Raw genomic sequence first — 19,997 nt, 5'->3', positions numbered from 1 at the left:
GGGCAATCCGGCGCAAAATCGGAATCCACTTTTGCTGATCGCGCTTGGATGCTAAACGCGCCCGTTCACATATGCCCGCGCCAGACGGGCGGACGCTTTCGGGAAAGAAACCATGCCTGCCTTCAAATCCGACTTCCTGCGCACGATGAGCGAGCGCGGCTTCATCCACCAGACTTCGGATGATGCCGGCCTCGACAATCTCTTCGCCACGGAAACGGTGACGGCCTATATCGGCTTCGACGCCACCGCCAAGAGCCTTCACGCCGGCTCACTGATCCAGATCATGATGCTGCACTGGCTGCAGCAGACCGGCCATCGGCCGATCGCGCTGATGGGCGGCGGCACCTCGATGATCGGCGATCCTTCCTTCAAGGACGAGGCGCGCAAGCTTCTGACCCCGCAGGACATCGACGACAATCTGGTCGGCATCCGTCGCAATTTCATGCCGTACCTCAAATTCGGCAGCGGCCCGAATGACGCCATCATGGTCAACAACGCCGACTGGCTGATGGAGATCAACTACGTCAATTTCCTGCGCGATGTCGGTCGTCACTTTTCGGTCAACCGCATGCTGGCGTTCGATTCCGTCAAGCTGCGGCTCGACCGCGAGCAGTCGTTGTCCTTCCTCGAATTCAACTACATGATCCTGCAGGCCTACGACTTCGTCGAACTCTACAAGCGGCTCGGCTGCCGTCTGCAGATGGGCGGCTCCGACCAGTGGGGCAACATCATCAACGGCATCGATCTCGGTCGCCGCATGGAGGACGCGCAGCTTTATGCGCTGACCACGCCGCTGCTCACCACCTCGTCAGGCGCCAAGATGGGCAAATCCGCCTCGGGCGCGGTCTGGCTCGATGCCAGCATGCTCTCGCCTTACGAGTTCTGGCAGTATTGGCGCAACACCGAGGACGCCGATGTCGGCCGGTTCCTGAAACTCTACACGACGCTGCCGTTGGACGAGGTCGCGCGCCTCGAGCGGCTCGGCGGATCCGAGATCAACGACGCCAAGAAGGTGCTCGCCACGGAGATCACCGCATTGCTGCATGGTCGCGCTGCCGCGGAACAGGCCAGCGACACGGCACGCAAGACGTTCGAGGAAGGCGCGCTCGCCGAATCGCTGCCGACCGTCGAGGTTGAGAACGCCAAGCTCGAAGCCGGCGTCGGTATCCTGTCGCTGCTGGTGACCGCCGGGCTAGCGGCGTCGAACGGCGAAGCGCGGCGGCATGTGCAAGGCGGTGCGGTGCGGTTGAACGACCAGCCTGTCAGCGACGAGCGCCGGCTGGTGACGCTTCAGGATCTGAGTCCGGAAAACGTCGTAAAGCTATCTTTGGGCAGGAAAAAACATATTCTGGTGCGGCCTATCTAAGGCCGCTTCACCGGTATTCGAAGATCGACCTGAATATCCCCGGCGCGATCACCGAGAGCGGATTGACGTCGAGCACCGGCTTGTTGGCATTGCCCCTGAGCCTGTAGGTCACGCCGATGAGGCCCCTGTCGCGGCCATTGCCGAGAAGCGCACCGACGATCGGCAACTCGCCGAAGATGCGGTTAAGGCCGTAGACCGGCATGAAGGTGCCGGTCATGTCCATGTTGTTGTTCTGGTCGTAGAGGATGCCCTGGAAGGTCGTGCCGATGCGCGGCCCCCGCAGCACGCCGTTGGCCAGCTTCAGATAGCCGCTGCCTTTCTCGATCTCGGCATAGCCGCGCTCGAACTTGACCCGCGACGTGTCGAGCTTGCCCTTGACCGCCTGGTCGAGGCTACGGCTGTCGCCGGCCGGGGTGGTCGAGACGATGGAGGCGAGCTTCGGTTCGTTGACGACGAAGAAATTGCTGGTGTCGACCTTGCCCTTCATCGGCCCGTCGCTGGCTCCCGACAGGGCCAGCATGATCGACCCGCCTTCCATGTGCTCGTAGACGTTCAGGAACCTCAATATGGCGCCGGCGTCCGCGGACTGCACGTTGAGCGCGCGCTGGCCGCCACCGGTGGTGTTGCTGATGGTGATGGCGGCGCCAGAACTTGCCGTCGCAGTGACCTTCAGGCCGTTCACCCGCGAGCCGGCCGCGCTGTAGTCGAGCTTCAGGTTGGACAGTTGCTCGTCGTGGAAACCGGTGAGCCGATCGACGTCGGCGCTCACCGAAATGGCGTCGGCGCCAGTGGTCTTGGTGGCGGTGTCGACGTCCGAGGTGAACTGCTTGATCAGCGAGCGGGCATCCAGGGCGTTGCCGCTGACGTTGACAGCATAGCCCTTGCCCGATCGCCTGACGGACACGGCCACGTCATCGCCTCGGTTCAGGGTAACCTTGCTGAACTTTGCCGACGACAGGGCGCCGTTGAGCAGGACAACGTTACCGTCGATGGAGAAGGTCTTGCCGTCGAGTTCAAAGTCGGACAGCGTCGTGGTCTCGCCCGACTTTGTCATGACGAATGTGGCGGTGGCGGGAACCCCTGCCCCCTTGCTCCAGCCGGCCCAGGGAATGTCCAGCCTGGCATTGGTCAGGTCGGCCGAGACGTTCTGATTGCCGCTGCCGCTCTTGTCGATCGCGACCTTCACCGTGCCGGCAAGCAGCGGCGTCAGGCCGGGCATGGCGGCGGCGCGGATCTTGTCGTCGAGCACCAGGGCGACCTTGCGGCTGCGCGCCGGCCCATCATCGGCCAGCGGCTCGACGAGGTCGAGTTCGGCCGGAATACCGTTCAGCGATGCCTTGGCCGAGATCACCGCCTTTTCGGGATCGACCGTGATCGAGCCGTCGGCATCCGTCACGGTCTGCCCTTCGAACGGCTTGGCCAATGAAAGGCCGGTGTAGTCGAGCGATACGAGCCAGTCGAGTTTGGAGCTGTCGACGCCGGACTGCAGCGGGATATCGGCCTTGACATGGCCGGTGACGCTGCCGGACAGGTCATCCGGCAGAAAGCCGACATGGCGCATGGCATTGATCGGTTCGTAGGAGGCCAGTTCGGCGACGGCCGCCGCGTCACCGGCAACGTCAATATCGAGCGCGCCGATGACCGGCGGGCGGTTCGCCGCCTTTACTGCCAGCGTGCCGTTGATGGCCGCCACGGTGCGGCCGCTGGGCATGAAGACGGTGCCCGAGGACAGGGAGACGTCGACGTCATTGCCATGGAAGGCGACGACACCGACCGCATCACGTATCGGCGGAATGCGGCCGGCCGTGTCGAAACGCGTCCCGTCGATCTGGAAGCGGCCGAACACTTCGTCGGCGGAAAGCGGCACACCGTTGCCGAGGCGATCGGGCACCACCTGGAACTGGAGATTGCCGTCGACGACGCGGCCTCCGAACAGATTGCTCAGCACCCAGAGCCGCGCATTGCGCGCTGAAAACCACGGCCAGAGCTGCTTGACGTGGGAGACCAGCATGTTGTGAATGTTGAAGGCGAGGTTGATCCCGGGCGCCTTGCCGTCGACGAACTCGACGGCCGCGGTTCCCAGCACTTCGCCACTGGTATCGGAACGAAGCGCGATCTGCTCGGCCACTAATTTGTGGCTTTTGGTCTGGTACACGCCGGCTATTCGCGCAAGGAAGCTCAACGCGGGCTCGGGTGACTCCGATGGCGCCAGCGACGAACCGTCGCTGGTCAGATCGTAGCGGTAGGCGGGTTCCTCGGCGGCCGCTCCCGACGCAGGCTTCGGCCCGATGGAGCCGGCGAAATCGAATGTCGAGCGGCCGGTCTTGAACAGCATCCTGTCCACCTGGATCTTGTTGCTGCCGGCGACAAGCGTCGCATCGACCGCGACGTCCGCCGGCAGCAATCCACGTGTGCCGAGATCGAGCACCGACCCGGTCGACGACACCGCGGCCGTCAGTTGCGACGCATTCGTGCCCGCGCCTTCCGATCCCTTCAGCTTCAACGCGACGGCGCCCAGCTTCCCGGCGCCGGCCGTGGTGTCGGCTGCAGCCGCCAGATCGATGCTCGCTTCCAGCGCCGTCACGCGATGCGCCGCGACATCGCGTGTGGCGGAAGCGGCAACCTTGATCGTCCTGCCGTCGACATCGGCCTGTGACGAAAATTCCATGCCGCCCAGCCCCGACTGAACGACGGTGGCGTCGGCGATCTTGACCAGTTTGATCGATCCGGTATCGGGCAGCACGAATTCGACATTGCTGAGATCGATCCGGCGCATCGAATCTTCCCGCACGGCGTCGAGGGCGCGATGGATGTTGCCGAACACCGCGTCCGACAGTTTCTCGGGATCGACGAGGCCGTCCTCATTGCGCAGCGCGGCGGTCCAGTCGTCGCCGGAGGGCATCGCCGCCATGACGATGCGTGCATCGGAAATCCTGGCGCTGGTCAGCCGCACCTCACCCCACAGCAGCGGCACGAGGCGGACGCCGAAGCGCACACGCCCGGCATCGGCCATGGGTTTGCCGTCGTTCGTCTTCAGGCTGACGTCGCTGACCTGGAGCGCAACGAAACTCGAACTGTCGAGTGTGATGCGAGCAGGCCCGACCGCAACATGGACATCGACGCCGGCGAGTTTCTCGATGGCGGTTTCCGCCTCGACGCGCAGCCGGTCCGCCCCAATGCCGGAAAGACCGACGAGATAGACAGCCGTCGCGACCAGCAGCATGAGCGCGACCATGCCGGCGAACACGCGCGAAAGGATGCGAAAGCCACGTCCAATCCGGGCCTGGCCAAGCGGCGGCACCCGGCACGCGGACGGCAAGGTCCCCAGGTCGGCGATCTCATCCCGCCTGAACCTGATCTTCTCGTGCTGCGGTTGCTCCTGATCCACGCAATCTTCCGTTGTACAAACTCGCTCGTGGACGAATCCCCGGTCGACACTATATGGGTGTGGCTTCGCGCGTAACCTCAAACAAGGGCATCGGTATGGCTGACCTCGTCGTGGGCGATCTTGCGCCGCAATTCGACCTGCCGCGAGACGGCGGCGGCTCGATCAGCCTTGCCGCATCCCTCGGCAAGCCCGTGGTGCTCTATTTCTATCCGCAGGACGACACAACAAGCTGCACGCAAGAGGCGATCAGCTTTTCACAGCTCAAGCCGGAATTCGAGAAGGCCGGAGCGGTGGTGATCGGCCTGTCACCCGACCCCGTCAAGAAACACGACAAGTTCAAGTCGAAATACAGCCTTACCATCGACCTCGCCGCCGACGAGGAGCGCAAGGTGATCGATGCCTACAATCTGTGGGTCGAGAAATCGATGTATGGCCGCAAGTACATGGGTGTCGAGCGTGCCACGTTCCTGATTGGTCGCGATGGCCGGATCGCCAGGATTTGGCGCAAGGTCCGGGTCAAGGGCCATGCCGAGGAAGTTCTCGAGGCCGTCCGCACGCTCTGAGCGCCACGAATGCCGACGGCGACACGGCCTTCATGTCGGCGCACGAAAATCCGGCTGATGCTGTAATCAGGCGTGCTTATTCTTCGGGTGTTTCCACCTTCGGCTGCTGTCGCGCCCGCCAGGATTTCGAAACATGGTTCAGATGATCGGCCAGCGCGGCGAGGCGACCGCGCAGGCCGCGCGCGCCGATCACCGATGACAGCCTGACCGATTGCGTCGCGAAGCGCCGCTTGAAATCCTCGCCGCCGCAGAGGAAATCAATTTTGCCAAGGCCACGGTCGAGCGACCATTGGATATAGTCCACCATCAGCACCATACCCGGCGAGGCGCGTTCGTATTCGGGATCGTAAGTGGTGACGAAAGCCATCATGGTGCCGTGCTGTTCGAAATTGATCGAGACGGCGATGATCGTATCGTCGAGCTCCAAGACGAAAATGCGCAACAGCCCGAGCTCGGCCAGCACCGACACAAGGGCGGCGAGAACGGGCGAGCCCTCATCGAACAGGTCCGAGACGCGGCCGTGCCGCACCAGCCACAGCCGCTTCAGCGCCGCGACCCGAGCGAGCACCGGCTCGAGCGGTTCGCCGGCATCCATCAGGCGAAAACGCAATGCGCCGCCTTCTTCCATGAACTTGCGGCCGCGACGGTAGTTCTGCCGGGCCTTTTTGGACAGCGTCTCGAACCAGTCCGCGCCACGCGGCCAGGAACCCTCGACGCGGTAGCTGATTTCGCAGCGATGGTTGCGCCGAAGCGCCTTGCCTTGGCGCGAGGCCGGATCCAGCAGGGTACGGAAACCGGCAGCCGGCAGCAGACGATTGAGATAGATGAGGTCGAAGCCGCCCTGGTCGAGAACATACTGCCAGAGCCGGGAGAGTTGTTGCGGGTCGCCGTCGGGGGCAAACAGCGCGTCGCCGTAGTCGCTGTGATCCTTCGCCGCCCATTCGAGAACGCGGATGCCGGAGCGCTTGAAGGTGGCGAGCGCTATCACGCCTTCGAGCCGGTCGCCGTTCCAGGCCAGCCCGATCCTGAGCGTGCGCCGCTCCTGATGGGGGGTGGTGCGCCACCAGGCCGCGATCCAGGCCGGATGCTGGAAGACAAGCCCGCCGGCTCGCTGCCAAAGCGCAGTCCAGGCCGGGGCGATCTCATCCAAACGCGCCGCCGATGTCACGACTTCGAAGACGAAGCTCCGCGGAATAGTGGGTGCCATGGGAGCGTTCACAACCGAGCCCTTTGCGATGCTCGCGTTGTCTCCGGCTTTCCGGGACGGACGCGCCGCGCGATATGCCTCCACATTCGCTTCAGCGGCATGACATAGAGGCCGGCAAGCGACTGGTAGTCGCGCACATCGCGATCGACCAGGCCGAACTTGAAATCCTCTTCGGGCTTCGGCACGCACAATGTTCCGAAGAGCCGATCCCAGAATGAGAAGAGCAGCCCGAAATTCTTGTCGTAGTGGCGCGGGTCGGTGCTGTGATGCAGCTGGTGCCAATGAGGACACAGGATCAAATTGTTGAGCGGGCCGAACGAGATCTTGAAATGCGTATGCCTGACGAAATCCATCATCAGGATGTTGCGCATGACGTAGACGTTGATGCCAAAGACCGTCAGTTCGACAAGGTTCAGCGAAATCAGCGACCAGATGCCGAAGCAGATGCCCACCACGATGCCGTCCCAGGCGCGGTTCATCAGTTCGTCGAGCGGGTGGACCCGATCCTTGGTGATACCGACCATCACTTCGGCCGAGTGATGCACTTTGTGCAGTTCCCAGAGCACCGGATAGCGATGCTGGGCGACGTGATAGAGATAATAGGAAATGTCGTAGGCGAGCAGCATGGTGATGGTGAAGATCAGCACCGTTACCGGGCCCGCCGGCCCCTCGATCAGCGGCGGCTGGAACTGGAACAGTGTCGAGAACAGCCTGTTGGTCCCGTAGCCCACCGCCGTGACGAAGACAATTCCGGCGGGCAGCATCAGGAAGGGCATCAGGGCCTTCTTCGTCACCCAGAACAGCAGGTCGGCTCTCGCCGAGGGATGGGTGATGACCTCATGCGGGATGGCGAACTCGAAAAACTCCTTCCAGCTCTTCTGCTCGACCGTGCGCCAATAGGCCACGAGCGCGCTGACCAAGGCGGTCAGCAGCAGAAGCCCGGTCGCCAGCAGACTGGTGCCGGAGAGCTTGTCGAGGACCTTGCCAACCAGATCGCTCAGCATCCCTTGGACCGCCATCTTCAATAGATTCCCAAACCCATCACGCCTTTAGCCGGAAACCGTCAAGTAAATGCAATCAAAGAGAGTTAAGGATTCTTGACCTTAATCGGCGAGTGACCCGCTCTTCTGGTTGAAACATGGTGCGCGGCACGGTGCACGATGGCCGCTCCCTTGGCAGTTTTGATGCAACCCACTGCCCTCACCGCGTGTATTCGTTGCCTTTCGATCGATCCGGCAAGCCTTTGTTAACCCTAATAATGTGTAATCAAGCCGTCGTGGTGTCGTAAACGAAAGCTTGGTCCCGTGAACGCAACCGGTCAGTCCGCAGTCTTCGGCAGGCGCAAGGAGCCCCACACCGTCATCATTGCCCGGGGTAACGAGATCAGGCACTTCACGATCCGACCCTGGCTCGCGGCATTCATCGGTTCAGCACTCGCCGCCATTGCCGTCGGCTACCTGCTGGCCACGTCCTATCTGGTGCTGCGCGATGACCTGATCGGCGCCACCACCGCGCGCCAGGCGCGCATGCAGCAGGCTTACGAGGACCGTATTTCGGCCCTGCGCGCCCAGGTCGACCGCATCACCAGCCGCCAGCTGCTCGATCAGCAATTGATGGAGACCAAGGTCAGCGAATTGCTTGACCGGCAGACGCAGCTCAGCCAGCGTCATGGCCGCCTCGGCCCGTTGCTCGAACGCGCCGAGAATGACGTCGGAACAGCGCCAGTCGAGGCCCCGGCAGCAGCCGCGAAGCCTGACAAACCCGCCGAGGTGACCGGCAGCATCAGCCAGCCGGCGCCGAATTACGCGGTCGCCAGCCTGAGCGCGGACCTTGGGGCCGCAGACACCAGGCCGTTCTCCTTGTGGTCGACCCGCTCCGATCCGTTGCCAAACGATTCAGCCGCCGATCGCGCCGACAAATTGTTCGTCTCGATCAACCAGTCGCTGAAATCGATCGAGACCGAACAGCTCACCCGCATCAGCGCGCTCGCCGACAATGCCTACAAGAGCGCCGACGCGATCACCCAGGCGCTGCAAGCAGCCGGACTGCCGGTCGACAGCGATTTCGGCAAGGACCAGAGCGATGTTGGCGGACCGCTGATCCCGCTCGACAGCTCGATGATGTTCGACAGCAAGGTCAAGGAACTGGACGAAGCCCTGGATGCGCTCGACCATCTCAAGAAGGAAGCGCGCCAGCTGCCGCTGTCCAACCCCGCACCCGGCCACTCCGTCACCAGCCCGTTCGGCATTCGCACCGACCCCCTCCTCGGCACCGCCGCGCTGCATTCCGGCATGGATTTCAGGGCGCCGATCGGCATGGCGGCAAAGGTCACGGCGCCCGGCGTCGTCACAAAGGCCGGCTGGAACGGCGGCTATGGCCGCATGGTGGAAGTCGACCACGGCAACGGCTTTGCGACCCGCTACGGGCATCTCAGCGAAATCGACGTGACCGTCGGCGAGAAGGTCGATGCCGGCGCCGTCCTCGGCAAGACCGGCAGCAGCGGCCGCTCGACCGGCCCGCATCTGCACTACGAAGTGCGCCACAATGGCGAAGCGATCGATCCGCTACGCTTTCTCACCGTCGGCAAGAAGGTCGCCCAGTTTCTCTGAGGTGCCAGTCCTCGGAGTGAAACCTTATCATCAGTTGATGACAAGCGCGGCCCGCTGCTCTTCGAACGCTGCCCAGGTGTATCGGTCTGGATCCAACACCTCGTTCAGCGCCTTGTACTCTCCAAATCGCCATCCTGGGTAGCAGAGCAGTTCGTCAAACAGGATGACACTGCCACTGACAAGCCTGTCCTTGCAGAGCGTGAGAATGGCTTTGCAGGGCGTGTAGGTGTCCGTGTCAATATGAATGAAAGCAATTGGACCTTGGTGCTGCTTAAGAAACGTTGGAAGCGTATCTTCAATCCAGCCCTTTATCAGGTTCACATTTTGCCGAACCTTCGGCACAACGCCGTCCCTGTTGAATTGCCGGCCTCTGGCCTGGAAGCCAGTTCCAGTCCAGTTTTCCTGAAGACCTAGGAAAGCATCAAATCCAAAGATTGACCGCGTGTCGCCAGATGACGAAAGTCTACCTGCGAAATGGTTGATGCTTGTCCCGTCAAAAACACCAAATTCCAGCAGAAACCCGGATTTCGCGACTTTCTCGATTGCATAATTTCGTATTTGCTGATGGTCGTCGAAAAGCAGCGCATTTTCCATGTGCGGCGCCGCAAAATCGGCACCCTCGATAACGCAGCGCTCGTGCAATATTTGTGTCATACGCCGTTCTGGAAGCACAACAGCTGATCGCCGGCGCTTTCGCTTGAGACCGTGGCCCTCCAGAAAACTTGTAAGTTTTGACACTATTCGCGCTCCCCCGAATGCGCCCTTTTGAGTGAAGTGGGATGAAAAATCAAGCGGCCATGGACTTGCCTGCTTGGCCCATACTGCACCGGCCCGCCAACATCTGAAGCCTGGATTGCAGCGCCTTCGACAACAACAGGCATGACCAACACCGCCGGAAATCGCGCCACCGTCGGCCATGACCGATCCCTCAGGCGCCTATCGGCGGGCTGATACGCCAGAACCGGTCAGGCAACCGCCGTCCCCGGCTCCTCATTCCTTTTTCGGATCCTCGTCATCGTTGCGGGCTTTCCCCTTGTGGGGCGAACGTAGGTTTTCGAAGCCCATATAGTGGTCGGTATCCGACGTGTTCCATCGGCCGCCCAGATAGATGATTGCAATGGCCGCCGCGAAGACCAGCAAGGCATAGATCGTATCCATATCTTCTATTTAGTGCGCAGGGGACCGGCCGGACACCGGTCGACTTTCTGTCCACGAGTCCCTGTGACAGGCGGCTTGGCCGTTGACAGCAGGCCAGTTGTAGGATGATATGTATAACCATACGCACCCGCACCCAAACCGGCCGGACAATGACCTTCCACGGCATCTCGCCTGACATTCGCGCTGCCCTGGAGCGTGTCCTGGGGCAGAGCGGCGTGGCTGCCGATCCTACCAGCATGGCAAAATACCTCGCGGACTGGTCCGGCGATCATCACGGCAGCGCGCTTGCGGTGTTGAAGCCAGCCTCGGTCGCCGAGGTTCAAGCTGCCGTGCGGCTATGCGGCACGCTCGGTCTGGCGATGATCCCGCAGGGCGGCAACACCGGGCTTGTCGCTGGTGCGATCGACATCGGCACGACGCCCGGCGCTGTGGTCATCAGCCTTGAGCGGCTGAATAGGATCCGCTCTGTCGATGCCGACAATTTCACCCTGCAGGCCGACGCCGGCTGCATCCTCCAGCACATCAAGGACGCGGCGGATGACCAGGACTGCCTGTTTCCCCTGGCGCTTGGTGCCCAGGGAAGCTGCCAGATCGGCGGCAATGCCGCCAGCAATGCCGGTGGCGTCAACGTGTTGCGCTACGGAATGGCCCGCGATCTCATCGTCGGCCTGGAAGTGGTGCTGCCGGACGGCGACTTGTGGAGCGGCTTTTCCGGCCTACGCAAGGACAATCGCGGCTACGACCTGAAGCAGCTTTTCATCGGCGCGGAGGGAACGCTCGGCATCATCACCGGCGTCGAGGTCAAGCTTTCTCCAAAACCGGGCCAGATCGAAACGGCATATCTCGGCCTTCCCTCGTTCGAATCGGCGATCGCCCTGTTCAGGCAGGCCCGGCGCGACTGCTCGGACCTGATATCAGCCTTCGAGATCATCGGCTCGGAATGCATGGAGCTTGCGCGCCTGGCCGACCCGACCATCGTCGCGCCGGTAGATGCCCCTGTTCATGTGCTGATCGAGCTGTCGTCGGGCGCTGCCGTCGAACTCCGCTCGCTGCTGGTCGATTTCCTCGCCGGCGTCATGGAAAGGCATCTCGTCGCCGACGCCGTGCTGGCCGAGAGCGGCGCACAGGCCAAGGCATTCTGGGCCATTCGCGAAGGGCTGGTCGAAGGCCAGGCCAGGCGCGGCTATCACGTACGCACCGACCTCTCGGTGCGCATCTCCGACATCCCCACGCTGATCGCCCAGGCCCGCGGGTTTGTGGCGCTGGAGCATCCGGGCTGGATTTCACAGGCCTATGGCCATGCCGGCGACGGCAACATCCATTTCAACGTCCTGCCGCCGCTTGATCTTGCCGAGGCCGACGCCCGCGCCAGGGGCGTCGCCATCACCGCCCGGCTGTACGACATCGTCACCGCACTTGGCGGCTCGGTCAGCGCCGAGCATGGCATCGGGCGCACCCGCCAACGCGTCTACTGGACCGGCATGTCTCCCGTCCATCGCCGTCTGGTCAGCACGCTGAAAAATGCCATCGATCCGGCCGGACTGATGAATCCCGGCTGCCTCTTCCCTGTGACGGAGACCTGTTCATGAAACAACGACTGGCCGCCATCGGCACCGTCGAGGCGCTACCGCACCGGGTCGCTGCGTTCCTCAGCCGCGAGATCGAGTCCGGCGAACTCAATCCGGGCGCCCTGCTGCCGACGGAGCAGCAGCTTTCCGAAAAATTCGGCGTCAGCCGAAATGTGGTGCGCGAGGCGATCGCGCAATTGCGCGCCGACGGCATGGTGGAGGCACGGCAAGGCATAGGCTCCTTCGTCCTGGCGCCGGAGCAGCGGGCGGCGATCCGCATTGACCGCGAGGCGCTGAAGGAGGGGCAGAACATGGAGCGGCTCTTTGAGCTGCGCTGCATCCTCGAGGCCGAATCGGCGGCGCTTGCCGCCGAGCGGCGCGACCAGGAGCATCTCGACGCCATCAAGGCGGCGCTCGACCGCATGAGCGGCGAGGAGCGGTGGGAGGACGGCAGCATCGACGCCGACCTTCTGTTTCATCGCGAAATCGCCCGGGCGACGGGCAACAGCTACATCCACAGCTTCATCTCCTTCGTCTGCGAACAGATCCGGCGCTCGATCTATTACGCACGCCAGACCAACCCCTTACACGATCTGGTGGAAGTCAACGTCGGCGAGCATGTGCGCATCTACGAGGCGCTGGTCGCCGGCGACGCGGCAAAAGCCGAGGCCGCGATGCGCGCGCACATCATCGGCGCGGCCAACCGTGTCGGCGTCAATCTGCCGCTCGTGCGCGGCGAACGTACGGGCGGAGGGAGATGAGCATGGCCGTCGCAAGCATCAGCCGGATTTCCGACGTCTGCCTTCTGGTCGAGGACATCGAGCGGACGGTGACGTTCTATGTCGACAAGCTCGGCTTCCGCCTGCGCCGCCGCGCCGAGGGTTTCGCCGACTTCCATGGCGAGGGCGTGACGCTGGCAGCCTGGGAGATCGACCATATCGGCCAGCATGCCGGCGTTTCGAAACTGAGATCGCAACGCCACGCGCACAAGGTCTGCGTCGCCGTCCGGCTCGATACGCCAGACGAGATCGACCGGCTGCATGCCGAGCTGACGGCCAAGGGCGTGCCGTTTTACGGGCCACCCGAAAACTATGTCTGGAATGCGCGCTGCGCCTATTTCACCGACCCGGACGACACGCTCTGGGAACTCTACGCCTGGCTCGACGGCGGCCCGGGCGACTACCACGACGAACAGCCGTAGACGACACCGCGCCAAAGGGAACGGCGCGTAATGAAGAGACGAGACAGTCTTGCAACAGGAGCGAAAAATGAATGGGAACAGACATTACGACATGAACCGCCGCAGCTTCATGAAATCCAGCGTGGCGGCTGTCGCCGCCGCATCGGCCGGGATGCAGCTGGCGCTGACGCCGGGAGCGAAGGCCGCCGCAAAGGTCGTCATCCAGTATGACTGGCTGATGTCCAACGGACAGATCGGCGACATCGCCGCCGTCGCCAACGGCTACTTCAAGGATGCCGGGCTCGAGGTGGAATTCAGCCCGGGCGGCCCGAACGCCTCGACCGTGCCGCCGGTGATCTCGGGCGCAGCACAGCTCGGCCAGTTCTCTGAAACGCCGCAGCTGTTTGCAGCGCGCGCCAGCGGCGTGCCGGTCAAGATCATCGCCTGCGGTTTCCGCACCGGCCCCTATGCCTTCACGTCGAAGGCGGCAAACCCGATCCGTGGCATTGCCGACCTCAAGGGCAAGAAGATCGGCATCCAGCCGACGGCGCGTTTCGTCATCGACGAGATCCTGGCCAAGAACGGCATGAGCGCGTCCGATGTCACCGTCATCAATGTCGGCTTCGACAAGGGACCGCTGGTGCGCGGCGATGTCGATGCCATCGGCGGCTGGATCACCAACACACAGGCGCTCAGCGTCGTCGGCGACGACCGCATCGATCTTCTGGTGCGCGACCTCGGCCTGAATTCCTACGCCGACGTCTATTTCGCCACCGACGCCGCGATCGAAAAAGATCCGGACACGCTGGCCAAGTTCATCGGCGCGGTCGCCAAGGGCTGGGGCTGGGTGCACGCCAACCCGCAGGAGGCAGTGAAGAAAATGGTTGCCGCCTATCCCGAAATGGACCTCGGCTGGGAAGAAAAGACCGTCAACCTCGTGCTGAAGCTCTCCTTCGATGGCGCAACAGCCAAGGACGGCTGGGGCACCTTCGACCCGGCGTCAATCGAGGAGCAATTGGCGCTGCTCGACAAGGTCGGCCAGTACCCGAATGGCCGGCCCGCGGCCGCCGACGTCCACACCACCAAGATCCTCGAACTTTCGGCTGCCGAGCGGCCGAAGCTCGATGCGCCCGCCGCCTGATGGCGAACGCGATCGAAACCAGCAGGCTGGATGTCGGCTATGGCAGCCGCCAGGCGGCCGTCGAAGTGCTTTCCGGCCTCGACCTCACCGTCGAGGCCGGCTCCTTCCTGTCGATCCTCGGACCGTCCGGCTGCGGCAAGTCGACCTTGCTTCGCGTGGTCGCCGACCTGCTCGATCCGCTCGGCGGCAAGATCAGCGTGCTCGGCGACACGCCGCACGCGGTGCGCTCGCGCCGCGATGTGGGTTTCGTCTTTCAGGACTCGACGCTTCTGCCGTGGCGTACCGTGCGCGAGAATGTGCGTCTGCCGCTTGGCGTCGGGCAAGGCAGCCTGACGCGCAAGATAGAAGACCGCAGCGACGAATTGCTGGAGCTCATGGGGCTTGCCGGCTTCGGTGAGCGTCTGCCGCACCAGCTGTCCGGCGGCCAGCGCCAGCGCGTGGCAATCGCACGCGCCTTGCTTGGTCAGCCCAAGCTGCTGCTGATGGACGAGCCGTTCGGCGCGCTCGACGAGATCACCCGCGACCGCCTCAACGACGAGCTTCTCAATCTGTGGCGGCGCACCGGCACGACGATCCTGTTCGTCACCCATTCGATAGCCGAAGCCGCCTATCTTGGTGAACGGGTCATCGTTCTCGCCGCCAATCCGGGACGGCTGGTCAAGGACCTGGACATGCGGCCGATCAAGCAGGACGGCAACCGCTGCTCGCGCGAAGACCCGGCGATCGTCGCCGCCATGGCCGAACTGCGCACCGCATTGGAGCGCGCATCGTGAGGCCGGCGCCACTCTCTCCGCAATTGGCGATAGCCCTGCCCGTCCTCGGCGCGGCCTCGCTGCTGGTTGCCTGGCAGTACCTTCCGCCCTTCCTCGGTGTTCCGACCTATATCGTGCCGACCCCGACGGCGATCTTCGGAACCTTCCAGAAGAATTTCGCTCTGCTCATGGACAATCTGAGGCCGACGCTGATCGAGGCGCTGGCCGGCTTCGTCATCGGCAACCTCGCCGCCGTGCTGCTCGCCGTCGTTTTCGTGCACAGCCGCATCCTGCAGGCCGCCTATTTCCCGATCGTGCTGTTCTTCAACACCATTCCGATCTTGGCGCTGTCGCCGATCATCATCCTGATCTTCGGGCTCGGCATGACGCCGAAGATCGTCATCGCGGCAGTGATCTGCTTCTTCCCGACGCTGGTGAACATGATTCGCGGCCTGGATTCACCCAGCGACAACGAGCACGAGCTGTTTCGGGTGCTGTCGGCGACGCGCTGGGAGATTTTTTGGGACCTGCGCCTGCCCCGCGCGCTGCCGATGCTGTTTTCCTCGCTCAGGATTGCTTCGGCGACAGCCGTGATCGGCGCCATCGTCGGCGAATGGATCGGCTCGGACAAGGGCCTCGGCGCGCTCATCATCCAGGCGAGCTTCAACTATCAGTCGGACCGGCTTTACGCGGCAATTGTGTTGTCGTCGTGCCTGTCGATCGCGGTGTTTTGCATCGTGGTGATGGTCGAGCGCCGCGTCATCAAATACTGAAAAGGCGACCGTTTTGCCGGCTCGTGCAATCCGCACGAGCCGGTCCTTAGACCGCTTCCGTTAGTCTGCATTTTTAGGTTGCATCGACAGAAAACGGGTCGCCGCCGAAACCAGGGTGGCCGCGCCAACCTTCAAGGCGGCCTCGTCGACGCGGAACCTGGCGTGGTGCAGCGGAAAGACAGATCCGGCTTCCTCGTTGCGGATTCCGAGCCGGAAGTAGACCGAAGGACGTTTCTAGCTGCAGTAGCCAAAGTCGTCCGCAACGGTCCATCCAGGCGTGTTGAGGACGTCGTCGGCGCCGATGCAGGCCTTGCCGCTGGCGACAATCAACTCGGCCATCTCGACATCGTTGACGACGCCCGGTTCACCCCTGTGGATATCGACCTCGACATGCGCCCCATGGCTTGCCGCCATCCCTTCGGCTATCGCGCGAACGCGGCGCCAGACCCGCTCGCGGGTTGCATCGCTGCCGCTGCGGATGGTGCCTTTCAGTGCGACCTTGCCGGCGGACACGTTGTAGGCGTTGCCGCCATTGATGGCCGTCACGGAAATCACCAGGGGGTCGTACGGATCGATCTCGCGCGAGACGATCTTCTGCAATTCCGTCACCAGGGAGCAGGCCACGGCCAGCGCATCGACACCTTCATGCGGTTTTGCCGCATGTGCCGCCGAGCCGGTAACGACCGCATCGAAGGTGTCGCACGCCAAAGTGTATGGACCCGCGCCGGTGCCGACGATGTCGACCGCAAGGCCAAAGCCCGCGACATCACGAATGTCGGCAATTCCCTGCCCGGCCAGCATTTGCCTGAGATAAAGCTGCGTGTTCGCCTCGTGGTTGGACAGCTCCGGATTGCGGTGCAGATGGCGGCGGATCTCGATCATCCGATCGAGCATGCCGGCGCCGATTTCGACCGCGCCGGAAATCGCGCCACCGTCGGCCATGACCGATCCCTCAGGCTTTGACATGGATCTCCCGCGGGAACCTGGTCAGCGTCTCATGGCCGGTTTCGGTGACCAGGATGGTCTCGCTGATCTCGATACCCCAGCCGTCCATCCACATGCCGAGGATGGAATGAACGACGTTGCCGGGCTGAAGCACCGTCTTGTCACCCGGGCGGAGGCTGATCGTGTGTTCGCCCCAATCCGGCGGATAGGCGACGCCGATGGAATAGCCGATGCGCGACTCCTTCTTCAGCCCGTAGCGCTGGATGACCTTGCGCCATGCACCTTCGACCGCTTCGGCCGATGTTCCTGGCCGGACCGCATCGAGCACCGCGTCCATGCCCTCGATCACCGCCCTTGCCGTGTCCGCGACACGCGTCGGCGTCTTGCCAAGCTGCATCGTTCTCGCCAACCCGGCGGCGTAGCGGCGGCAGACGCCGGCGAGTTCCAGCGCGATCGTCTCGTTGTCCCCGAACCGCCGGTCGCTCCACATGATGTGCGGGGCCGAGGCGTTCTCGCCGCCGAGGATTGTCGGCGGAAGGGCGGTGATGTCGCCGGCGAAATCCGGGCTGCCGGCGATCTGCGCCGCCTGGATGGCCGCAATCGCATCGCACTCGCGAACACCCGGCGCTATCACCTCGAAGGCCCGCGCCACCGCCGCTTCGGCCAGGGTCGACGCCTTGCGCAAATAGGCGATCTCGGGCGCCGATTTGACCGCACGGATCCAGTTCACCAGGAGATCGGCATCGTGCCATTTTGCGTTGGGAAGGCCGGCGACGAGCCGCGCATGCGCTTTCGGGGAGAAATAATAGGCTTCGAGCTCGATGCCGATATGCCTGATGCCCCAGCCCTTTGCCACTATCCAGTTGGCGATCCAGTCCATCGGATGGCGATCGACACGCTGGACATGATCTTCCGGGAAGCCGACCACGTTCTCGGGTTTCATCCAGGCCGTGAGAAGACCGCCGGCGGCATCCATGGCGCGCCCGATCCAGACCGGCTCGACGTCTTCCACGGGAACCAGCACCACCTGCGGCGTGTAGAACGACCAACCGTCATAGCCGGTGATATAGTGCTGGTTGGCAACGTCGTTGACGATCAGGAGCGCGAGACCGCGCTTGGCCATCTCGGCGCGGATCTTGCGAAGCCGCTGCTGGTACTCTTCGCGGGCAAACGGCAATTCGATCATCTTTGCTCCATGCTGTGTTGGATAGCGGTTGCTTGGCTACCATTGAAGCGGCTTTCGCGATTGCGGCAATCGGCCAAGGGCGGCACCTGAACAGGTCCTAAACCAGCGACGTCCATTCCAGCCCCTTTTTGCCCCGCGCTTTTTGCTGATTTATTTTTGAATTCCATTTGACTGAATAAATCTTTGATGCAAACTTGTATCCGTTGGGAGTGCAAGGCATGGCGTTGCGGGGGACCAATCAGGAATTCGGGCGGCCGTACAACCGGCGCATCGTGCTCGAGTCGATCCGCCGTAACGGTCCCATCGCCCGCGGCGATATCGCCCGGCATGTCGGGCTCACCGTCCAGACCGTATCGACCATCGTCCGTGAGTTGGAGGAACAGGGCTACATCTTGTCCCTCCGCGAGGAACCCAAGGGGCGCGGCCTGCCTCCGGCGACGCTGCGTATCAATCCCGAGGGCGGCTATGCTGTCGGCATCCATTTGACGCCGCTCGGGATAGATGCAGCACTAATCAATCTCAGCGGCGACGTGATCGAGAGTTCGCACCGCGAAGCGCCCAACGCGGCGCCCGATCATGCGTTCGATGAGATCGGCGGCATGGTCCGCGACCTGACGGGGAAGCGGGCCGGCGGCCGCGTCATCGGCATCGGCATGGCGCTTCCCGGACCGTTTGGCGTGGAGGCCATGAGCTTCGTCGGGCCGACGACGATGGCTGGCTGGAAGGACGTGGCGCTGCGCGAGCGGCTGACGGCCGCGACGGGACTGCCGGCGTTCTTCGAAAGCGACATGGCCGCCGCGGCGATGGGCGAACGCCTCTACGGCATCGGGGCCCACCATTCCGAATATTACTATCTCTATTTCGGCGTCGGGCTGGGAAGCGCCATGATGCATGACGGCAGCGTGATGCGCGGCGCCTGGGGAAATGCCGGCGAAATCGGCCACATTCCCGTCGTTCCCGGCGGCGAGCCCTGTCCTTGCGGCAACCGGGGCTGCCTCGAACGCTATCTTTCGCTCGAAGCACGAGGGCGCTGGGCCGGCAACGACGCCGATTGGGTGGCTGAGGTCGGCCCGATCTTCCGCAATGCCATCGCCATCATCGAGAACCTGTTCGATCCCGAGACGATCGTGCTCGGCGGGCTGGCGGCGCCGGACCTGCTGCAACGTCTGGCGGACGCGGCGGCGCCGCTGCTCAATTCGGTTTCGGCCCGCGGCGATCGAAAGGCGCCCCGCGTGGTCGTCGCGGGCGGGGGCCAGCAATCCGTACTGCGCGGCGCCGCCGCCCTTGCCGTTTCAGGGGTGTTGTCGCCGCGCTTCGGGCAGATGTTCACGGCAGAGCGCGAGCGTGGCCGCGATCTCCTGGCGGCCAAGGAGATTGCCGCATGAGCGAACCTCTGCTGGTGCTCGACAACGTCACCAAGAACTATGGCGCGATCGAAGCGCTGAAGGGGATCAGCTTCTCGATCGGCAAGGGCGAGGTGGTGGCGCTGCTCGGCGACAACGGCGCCGGCAAATCCACGCTGGTCAAGATCATAGCGGGCGGACTGGAGCCAACCTCGGGCCGCATGCTGTTCGAGGGCAAGGAGTTTCTCGCCAAATCGCCCGCCGAAGCGAAGGCGGCGGGCATAGAGACCGTCTACCAGGACCTGTCGCTGTGCACCAATGTCGATGTGGTGGCCAATTTCTTCATGGGCCGCGAGATCACCCGGAAGGTTCTCGGCATTCCCGTGCTCGACGAGCGCGCCATGGAGGCCGTCGTTGGGAAGGCCCTGGCGAGCGCCGGCACCCGCATTCCGTCTCTGCGCACCAATGTCGAGCACCTATCGGGCGGCCAGAGGCAAGCCATCGAGCTCAACCGGTTCGTGCACTGGGGCGGCAAGCTGGTGCTTCTGGACGAACCGTTCGCCGCCCTCGGCGTCGAGCAGACGCGGCGCGGCCTCGACATGATCCGCCAGGTGGCGAGCCAGGGCATCGGCGTCGTCATCATCACCCACATCATGCAGCAGGCCTTTCAGGTCGCCGACCGGATCGTGGTGATCCGGCAAGGCGTCGTGGCGGGCGATGTCGCACGCAGCAAAACAAGTCCCGATGCGGTGATCAACATGATCACCGGTGAAACGCTTGCCGGTGCCGGACCGGCGGGCTGAGGGACAAAGAGGGGT

19 protein-coding genes are annotated in these 19,997 nt (G+C 63.3%); 11 read left to right on the top strand and 8 right to left on the bottom strand.

Annotated features, from left to right (window positions below):
- Positions 1-112: 112 nt before the first annotated feature.
- Positions 113-1,366, top strand: coding sequence for a tyrosine--tRNA ligase (gene tyrS / locus LB577_RS10780; protein WP_224686695.1), 1,254 nt, complete (start codon positions 113-115; stop codon positions 1,364-1,366).
- A gap of 7 nt (positions 1,367-1,373) precedes the next feature.
- Here the strand turns inward: tyrS and LB577_RS10775 are convergent, their stop codons facing one another.
- On the bottom strand, positions 1,374-4,754 hold the full coding sequence (locus tag LB577_RS10775) for a DUF3971 domain-containing protein (protein ID WP_224686694.1): 3,381 nt from the start codon (positions 4,752-4,754) through the stop codon (positions 1,374-1,376).
- 95 nt (positions 4,755-4,849) lie between these two features.
- Between LB577_RS10775 and LB577_RS10770 the strand changes: the two genes are divergently transcribed.
- Positions 4,850-5,317: a peroxiredoxin gene (locus tag LB577_RS10770; protein WP_224686693.1), complete on the top strand. Its 468-nt coding sequence runs from the start codon at positions 4,850-4,852 to the stop codon at positions 5,315-5,317.
- A 76-nt stretch (positions 5,318-5,393) separates the two neighbouring features.
- Here LB577_RS10770 and LB577_RS10765 read toward each other — a convergent pair whose 3' ends face one another.
- Positions 5,394-6,536, bottom strand: coding sequence for a GNAT family N-acetyltransferase (locus tag LB577_RS10765; RefSeq protein WP_411969235.1), 1,143 nt, complete (start codon positions 6,534-6,536; stop codon positions 5,394-5,396).
- On the bottom strand, positions 6,533-7,528 hold the full coding sequence (locus LB577_RS10760; RefSeq protein WP_224686781.1) for a sterol desaturase family protein: 996 nt from the start codon (positions 7,526-7,528) through the stop codon (positions 6,533-6,535). Before LB577_RS10760 ends, LB577_RS10765 begins: the two co-directional genes overlap by 4 nt.
- 300 nt (positions 7,529-7,828) lie before the next feature.
- Between LB577_RS10760 and LB577_RS10755 the strand changes: the two genes are divergently transcribed.
- Positions 7,829-9,133, top strand: coding sequence for a M23 family metallopeptidase (locus tag LB577_RS10755; RefSeq protein WP_023776306.1), 1,305 nt, complete (start codon positions 7,829-7,831; stop codon positions 9,131-9,133).
- A 30-nt stretch (positions 9,134-9,163) separates the two neighbouring features.
- Here the strand turns inward: LB577_RS10755 and LB577_RS10750 are convergent, their stop codons facing one another.
- Positions 9,164-10,051 (bottom strand): class I SAM-dependent methyltransferase, encoded by an 888-nt coding sequence (locus tag LB577_RS10750; protein WP_224686691.1) that lies wholly within the window; start codon positions 10,049-10,051, stop codon positions 9,164-9,166.
- Positions 10,052-10,123: 72 nt separating this feature from the next.
- On the bottom strand, positions 10,124-10,291 hold the full coding sequence (locus LB577_RS10745; protein ID WP_224686690.1) for a hypothetical protein: 168 nt from the start codon (positions 10,289-10,291) through the stop codon (positions 10,124-10,126).
- A 149-nt stretch (positions 10,292-10,440) separates the two neighbouring features.
- Here LB577_RS10745 and LB577_RS10740 point away from each other — a divergent pair, with 149 nt between their 5' ends.
- From LB577_RS10740 to LB577_RS10715, 6 genes are all read left to right on the top strand, one after another.
- Entirely contained in the window at positions 10,441-11,880 is a 1,440-nt protein-coding gene (locus LB577_RS10740) for an FAD-binding oxidoreductase (protein WP_224686689.1), read from the top strand.
- Complete coding sequence (locus LB577_RS10735) at positions 11,877-12,620, top strand: FadR/GntR family transcriptional regulator (protein ID WP_224686688.1); 744 nt, start codon at positions 11,877-11,879, stop codon at positions 12,618-12,620. Before LB577_RS10740 ends, LB577_RS10735 begins: the two co-directional genes overlap by 4 nt.
- Positions 12,617-13,060, top strand: coding sequence for a VOC family protein (locus LB577_RS10730; protein ID WP_224686687.1), 444 nt, complete (start codon positions 12,617-12,619; stop codon positions 13,058-13,060). The genes LB577_RS10735 and LB577_RS10730 overlap by 4 nt, the downstream gene beginning before the upstream one ends.
- Before the next feature lie 91 nt (positions 13,061-13,151).
- A complete protein-coding gene (locus tag LB577_RS10725) occupies positions 13,152-14,180 on the top strand; it encodes an ABC transporter substrate-binding protein (RefSeq protein WP_224686780.1) in 1,029 nt (342 codons plus the stop codon).
- Complete coding sequence (locus tag LB577_RS10720) at positions 14,180-14,953, top strand: ABC transporter ATP-binding protein (protein ID WP_023776312.1); 774 nt, start codon at positions 14,180-14,182, stop codon at positions 14,951-14,953. The genes LB577_RS10725 and LB577_RS10720 overlap by 1 nt, the downstream gene beginning before the upstream one ends.
- A complete protein-coding gene (locus LB577_RS10715; protein ID WP_224686686.1) occupies positions 14,950-15,705 on the top strand; it encodes an ABC transporter permease in 756 nt (251 codons plus the stop codon). The genes LB577_RS10720 and LB577_RS10715 overlap by 4 nt, the downstream gene beginning before the upstream one ends.
- Positions 15,706-15,939: 234 nt before the next feature.
- Here LB577_RS10715 and LB577_RS10710 read toward each other — a convergent pair whose 3' ends face one another.
- From LB577_RS10710 to LB577_RS10700, 3 genes are read right to left on the bottom strand one after another with little or no spacing between them, the layout of a single operon-like run.
- Entirely contained in the window at positions 15,940-16,647 is a 708-nt protein-coding gene (locus tag LB577_RS10710; protein ID WP_224686685.1) for a M20 family metallopeptidase, read from the bottom strand.
- Between the two features lie 10 nt (positions 16,648-16,657).
- Positions 16,658-17,836 (bottom strand): M24 family metallopeptidase, encoded by a 1,179-nt coding sequence (locus LB577_RS10705; RefSeq protein ID WP_224686684.1) that lies wholly within the window; start codon positions 17,834-17,836, stop codon positions 16,658-16,660.
- Positions 17,833-18,003 carry a hypothetical protein gene (locus tag LB577_RS10700; protein WP_224686683.1) on the bottom strand — a complete coding sequence of 57 codons (171 nt, stop codon included), beginning with the start codon at positions 18,001-18,003 and terminating at the stop codon, positions 17,833-17,835. Before LB577_RS10700 ends, LB577_RS10705 begins: the two co-directional genes overlap by 4 nt.
- A 51-nt stretch (positions 18,004-18,054) precedes the next feature.
- Here LB577_RS10700 and LB577_RS10695 point away from each other — a divergent pair, with 51 nt between their 5' ends.
- The gene (locus LB577_RS10695; RefSeq protein WP_224686682.1) at positions 18,055-19,221 is read left to right on the top strand and encodes an ROK family transcriptional regulator; all 1,167 of its coding nucleotides are present in this window, start codon (positions 18,055-18,057) and stop codon (positions 19,219-19,221) included.
- Entirely contained in the window at positions 19,218-19,982 is a 765-nt protein-coding gene (locus LB577_RS10690) for an ATP-binding cassette domain-containing protein (protein ID WP_013895920.1), read from the top strand. Before LB577_RS10695 ends, LB577_RS10690 begins: the two co-directional genes overlap by 4 nt.
- Positions 19,983-19,997: the final 15 nt, after the last annotated feature.

This window comes from Mesorhizobium sp. B283B1A (genome assembly GCF_020165735.1).
Taxonomy (GTDB): Bacteria; Pseudomonadota; Alphaproteobacteria; order Rhizobiales; family Rhizobiaceae; genus Mesorhizobium; species Mesorhizobium opportunistum.
Note: the sequence above shows the minus strand (reverse complement) of the source record. Positions and strands in the feature narration are given on the sequence as shown.

Bases quoted from the DNA above. Each gene is read 5' to 3' on its own strand.
- LB577_RS10750 (WP_224686691.1), bottom strand. From the start codon at position 10,051: ATGGCCGACGGTGGCGCGATTTCCGGCGGTGTTGGTCATGCCTGTTGT.
- LB577_RS10770 (WP_224686693.1), top strand. From the start codon at position 4,850: ATGGCTGACCTCGTCGTGGGCGATCTTGCGCCGCAATTCGACCTGCCG.
- LB577_RS10690 (WP_013895920.1), top strand. From the start codon at position 19,218: ATGAGCGAACCTCTGCTGGTGCTCGACAACGTCACCAAGAACTATGGC.
- LB577_RS10760 (WP_224686781.1), bottom strand. From the start codon at position 7,528: ATGCTGAGCGATCTGGTTGGCAAGGTCCTCGACAAGCTCTCCGGCACC.
- LB577_RS10730 (WP_224686687.1), top strand. From the start codon at position 12,617: ATGAGCATGGCCGTCGCAAGCATCAGCCGGATTTCCGACGTCTGCCTT.
- LB577_RS10720 (WP_023776312.1), top strand. From the start codon at position 14,180: ATGGCGAACGCGATCGAAACCAGCAGGCTGGATGTCGGCTATGGCAGC.
- LB577_RS10735 (WP_224686688.1), top strand. From the start codon at position 11,877: ATGAAACAACGACTGGCCGCCATCGGCACCGTCGAGGCGCTACCGCAC.
- LB577_RS10745 (WP_224686690.1), bottom strand. From the start codon at position 10,291: ATGGATACGATCTATGCCTTGCTGGTCTTCGCGGCGGCCATTGCAATC.
- LB577_RS10725 (WP_224686780.1), top strand. From the start codon at position 13,152: ATGAACCGCCGCAGCTTCATGAAATCCAGCGTGGCGGCTGTCGCCGCC.
- tyrS (WP_224686695.1), top strand. From the start codon at position 113: ATGCCTGCCTTCAAATCCGACTTCCTGCGCACGATGAGCGAGCGCGGC.
- LB577_RS10710 (WP_224686685.1), bottom strand. From the start codon at position 16,647: ATGGCCGACGGTGGCGCGATTTCCGGCGCGGTCGAAATCGGCGCCGGC.
- LB577_RS10700 (WP_224686683.1), bottom strand. From the start codon at position 18,003: ATGGAATTCAAAAATAAATCAGCAAAAAGCGCGGGGCAAAAAGGGGCT.
- LB577_RS10705 (WP_224686684.1), bottom strand. From the start codon at position 17,836: ATGATCGAATTGCCGTTTGCCCGCGAAGAGTACCAGCAGCGGCTTCGC.
- LB577_RS10695 (WP_224686682.1), top strand. From the start codon at position 18,055: ATGGCGTTGCGGGGGACCAATCAGGAATTCGGGCGGCCGTACAACCGG.
- LB577_RS10740 (WP_224686689.1), top strand. From the start codon at position 10,441: ATGACCTTCCACGGCATCTCGCCTGACATTCGCGCTGCCCTGGAGCGT.